Here is a 4,312-nt window from a genome sequence, read left to right as displayed (position 1 = left end):
AGAAGAAGAAGATGTCTGCGCCACCACAGAATTATATCTCTCCCAAGCAGCAGACCAAATTGGTCGAATAAAAACAATTATTTCCGGCGCTTTGCGTAACCGTGCTAGTGACATCCATCTTGAACCGACTGGAGATGGTTTACGAGTACGTTACCGTATTGATGGCATCCTCAGAAATATTACCACCCTACCAGCAGATATTGGTCGTCGAGTAGTGGTTGCTATTAAGGTGATGTGTGATATGGATATCGCTGAAAGTAGATGTCCTCAAGATGGGAGAATTAGCGAACAATATGTAGGAGAGGATGATTCTAATATAGGAATAGATTTACGAGTCAGTACCCTTCCCTGTGTCGGAGGGGAAAAAGCTGTGATTAGGTTACTAACTTCCAAAAATCCTTTTTCTAGTTTGGATAAATTGGGATTTTCTGAGCGGAGTTTGAGTGTATACAAAAGTTGGTTGCATCAACCACAGGGAATGATTATTTTTACAGGACCGACTGGTTCTGGGAAAACAAGCACTCTATACACCAGTTTGTTATCAGTGGCAACAGAACACGTTAATGTAGTTACTGTTGAAGACCCAGTAGAATATGTATTGCCCGGAATTACTCAAACTCAGGTAAATGAAAGAGCAGGAATGACTTTTGCCGCTGGTCTACGGGCAATTTTGCGTCAAGACCCCGATATTATTATGATGGGAGAAATACGCGATCGCGAGACAGCGGATACAGCAGTAAGAGCTGCATTGACTGGTCACTTAGTCTTGACTACTCTTCATACTAATGATGCTATAGGTGCAATTCCTCGGTTAAAGGATATTGGTCTTGACCCTGCTTTGATGAGTGATGCGCTATTGGGTATTGTTGCACAAAGATTAGTGCGAAAAATTTGCCCCCATTGTGGAGAAGCTTATACTCCCACAAATGCCGATCTACAAATATTGGGTTTAGAGCAACCGCAAATATTACCTTCTATGAGTTTGGCTGTTAGCAAAAGTCTATCTGCTTATGCTTCTGCTTTGAATAATGGCAATGGGGGGCAAACTATATCTGCTGTTACTCCGAGTATAAAACATGAAATTCAGGGAAAATGGCGTATTGGTCGTGGTTGCTCTAATTGTTTCCATTCTGGTTATTCTGGTAGAGAAGCAATTGTAGAATTATTGGATGTAGATGATCGGGTTCGTGAGTTGATTTATGAAGGTACTATGACTCAATTACAGCGTTATTTGAAGCAAAATGGTTTTGTTTCTTTCCAAACTGCTGCTGTTGAAAAGGTAACTCAAGGAATAACTACAGTTGAAGAAGTACAGCGTGTTTTGCCACGTAGTGCTTTATATACTCACAATTTTACCAGAGGTTGATATTAAATAGGGTTTGCTGAAAAAGTCTTATGAGTGAGGGTAGGAGTCAGGAGTTAGGAGTCAGTAGGGGAGGCATGGGTAGGGCGACGTACAAGAGAAAAAAAGAAGGAAGATAAAGAAGAAAGTTTTTTATCATCAGGGCTTACGCATACCACCACATATAGTAGGAATTAACGGTCGTTAACCCCTACAAATAGTGTATAATTTTGTCTTTTGCGTAATATCATGTCCGCTTGAATACTTTTGAATACTTATACTTTGGTGGAAGGAAGACAGAGGGTAGAAGGCAGCTATGCTGTTTGCGTAGCATTCCGTAGGAAAGAGTTTCTTTTAATTGAAACTTAATTCTATACACAAACGATGCTATCGGACATGATATAAGTCCGGATAATGGTATTAAGTGATTAAACTGATACACATAACTTTCCAGGTAGACCCTAATGGTGTGTAATATAACTTTTTGGCGTTGGTGATTTGAAGTATGATATCATTTCCAGATCATTAGGGGTCAAAAAACTTTCTCCCTCTATTCCTCTTTCTTATTCTTTCTTCCCTCCTGAGTTCTGAGTTCTGACTCTTAAGTAATTAAGATTAATATCATACACTAATTCACCAATGCCAACTTTTTTTAGTATCCTCACCCATTTTTAGGTTTCTCAGTCCAGTTATCGTGCGCTAACAAAGTTTAACACATTATTATATAATTAATTATAGCAGTCTTCACAAAGGTAGGTTACAGAACTTCTGCCCTCAGCATAAGTGCCTTCTGCCTTTAAGTAAAAATCTCTGTATTCTATGTTAATGAAAACTGCTATAATATGGTCTATGGATAGATATTTCAAAAATATAGCTGTTTTTTAGGCAGTCCTACAACCATAATGGTATGGATTGAACTTGGGACAAATTACCTGATGATGTCAGCTCCGATGATCAAGAAAGAAGATGTATTTTGGTTTCTTTCCTACTCATAGTTTTTTCCACTCTAGGTCTCCCCTATTCCCCTAATCTCCCCTACTCCCTCTACCATTACGCGAGCAGTACTACAGTTTTTTGTTTAATGCCGGAGTGGACTAAATAACCTCTGTTTTCTGCTTTTCTTAGTGAAAACTGCTATGAGCGATCGCCTAGCTAAAATTATGTTGAAGATACTTCTGTATCAGCTTCTGGAAAACGAGTAATATCATCTTCCCCAAGATATTCCCCATTTTGAATTTCAATCATTACTAGAGGAATTGTACCAGGATTTTCTACACGATGTGCTGTGTTTGGTGGAACATAAGTTGATTGTTTTTGCAGGAGCAAATGTTCTGTACCATCAAACACAACTTTAGCAGTACCAGAAACCACAATCCAATGTTCACTACGATGATAGTGCATTTGGGTCGTAATATGATGTTTTGGTTTGACCTCTATACGATTAATTTTGTAACGTGGACCTTCTTCCAACATTGTGACTGTACCCCAAGGCGGTGTTCTTGTAGGATGTTCATGTTGACTTGAAACCGTAACTTCAGAATTTACAACTGGGGTCGAAGACTGTTGATTATTTTGTGTTTCACTCATAAATTTTTTTTCGATTACATCAAATAATAATCTACTTTCACATTTTACTACAGAATGCCATTGGCATCCTCCCGACGCTGCTCTAGGAGACAGTGCAAGTCCTGCTCCATTGCTGATAGGGGCTTTTTGCTAGATAACATCAAGTTTTTTGTTTTAATCTTGCTTTTAGGATGTCTTATTTTATGTCCGGTCTTTTTCTGGGGACTAAAATTCATCATATCTGGGACAATATCGAATAAATATTCCCCAGTGATCACCCACAAATCACCATACATACCTACCCAAAAGTTGTTATGTCTTCTGTCTTTTCGTCCTGGTTCTTTTGATCGACAAATATATCTTTGATCTCCTGACTTTTTGATACAATTACCATGGTAAGATCAAGCTGTGTAAGCAATAGCTATTAGTAAAATCAAATTGGTCAAGGGTTGTTTATTAGCTCGACTTCCTTCTAGATTATATCCCCCTGTTTTACCATCTTTAAACATCGCCTCAATACCCATTCTCGACCGATAAATTTTGATAACTTCATCTAAACTTTCAAGATTTGTTAGTAAATACCAAGGTTCCTGTCTTGAGTGCGTCTTTCATTCCGAGGAGACCTCGGAATTACGCACTCGCTTTTCTAGTTGATGATTATATTTGATTTTCCAATATGCAGCCAAATTAAATTTACCGAAACCTTTGTATTTAGTGAGATTAATGTTACTGAAAAATATTTGGGTTCCAGGAGTTACAGGCAAATCACTCAAAGGCTGGTATTTTTGACGATTTTTTCTATAGTTAGTATTTTGTTTTTGTCTAAATATAAAATTTATTTTTTGAGTCTTAGACCTAATTTTTAGCCAGTGATATCACTCTATACCATGAAATTATCGGTCTCCAATAACTACCAGTTTATATTTTTTCTATCAACCTAAAACTGATTGAATAAGTGCTTTTTGTTCCCTGAAATTAGTCGAGCCTTTTTGGAGCAAAATTTGCCAGTAAATCGGTAATGCTCGTTTTTTATAGATCACAGCAATTTTATTAGAGAATTAAATACTGAGACGAAAAAACTTTGAGAAAGAATAGTTTGCAAAGTAAATTTCCTCAAGTAAGAGACAGAGCTATAACAATTTTATTTCAGTTGCGGGTAAAAAGATCTTTTAATTTAGGGAAAAGGGAACATGGCATAAAGGTAAAAGTTTCAGAGTTTTTATATATTCTTAGATTTTTTACAGCAGAAATAGACTTAAGATATTTAGATGAAAGTAGATTTTCTTTGAAGACAGATATTCCTGACGGATGGCAAGAACAATCAGAAATAATAACCTTCAAGAGTTGTCAAAGTAAAAGAATTCATGTTCTGGGATTAATGGAATGTAAAAATTAACTAAATTA

4 protein-coding genes are annotated in these 4,312 nt (G+C 37.0%); 2 read left to right on the top strand and 2 right to left on the bottom strand.

Features of this window, described 5'->3' with window-relative positions:
* A partial coding sequence (locus F6K13_RS20560) for a GspE/PulE family protein (RefSeq protein WP_287288213.1) occupies nucleotides 1–1,366 on the top strand: 1,366 nt, incomplete at its 5' end.
* 1,134 nt (nucleotides 1,367–2,500) lie between these two features.
* Here the strand turns inward: F6K13_RS20560 and F6K13_RS20555 are convergent.
* Both F6K13_RS20555 and F6K13_RS20550 read right to left on the bottom strand, forming a co-directional pair.
* Nucleotides 2,501–2,929: a phosphomannose isomerase type II C-terminal cupin domain gene (locus tag F6K13_RS20555; RefSeq protein ID WP_124147701.1), complete on the bottom strand. Its 429-nt coding sequence runs from the start codon at nucleotides 2,927–2,929 to the stop codon at nucleotides 2,501–2,503.
* A 380-nt stretch (nucleotides 2,930–3,309) separates the two neighbouring features.
* A complete protein-coding gene (locus F6K13_RS20550; protein ID WP_275670468.1) occupies nucleotides 3,310–3,432 on the bottom strand; it encodes a hypothetical protein in 123 nt (40 codons plus the stop codon).
* Nucleotides 3,433–3,989: 557 nt separating this feature from the next.
* Here F6K13_RS20550 and F6K13_RS20545 point away from each other — a divergent pair.
* Complete coding sequence (locus tag F6K13_RS20545; protein WP_287288211.1) at nucleotides 3,990–4,304, top strand: hypothetical protein; 315 nt, start codon at nucleotides 3,990–3,992, stop codon at nucleotides 4,302–4,304.
* The last annotated feature ends 8 nt before the right edge of the window (nucleotides 4,305–4,312 follow it).

Source organism: Okeania sp. SIO2B9 (genome assembly GCF_010672505.1).
In the GTDB taxonomy this organism is placed as follows: domain Bacteria; phylum Cyanobacteriota; class Cyanobacteriia; order Cyanobacteriales; family Microcoleaceae; genus Okeania; species Okeania hirsuta.
The sequence above is the reverse complement of the archived record's forward strand: the minus strand, read 5'-3'. Positions and strand labels throughout refer to the sequence as shown.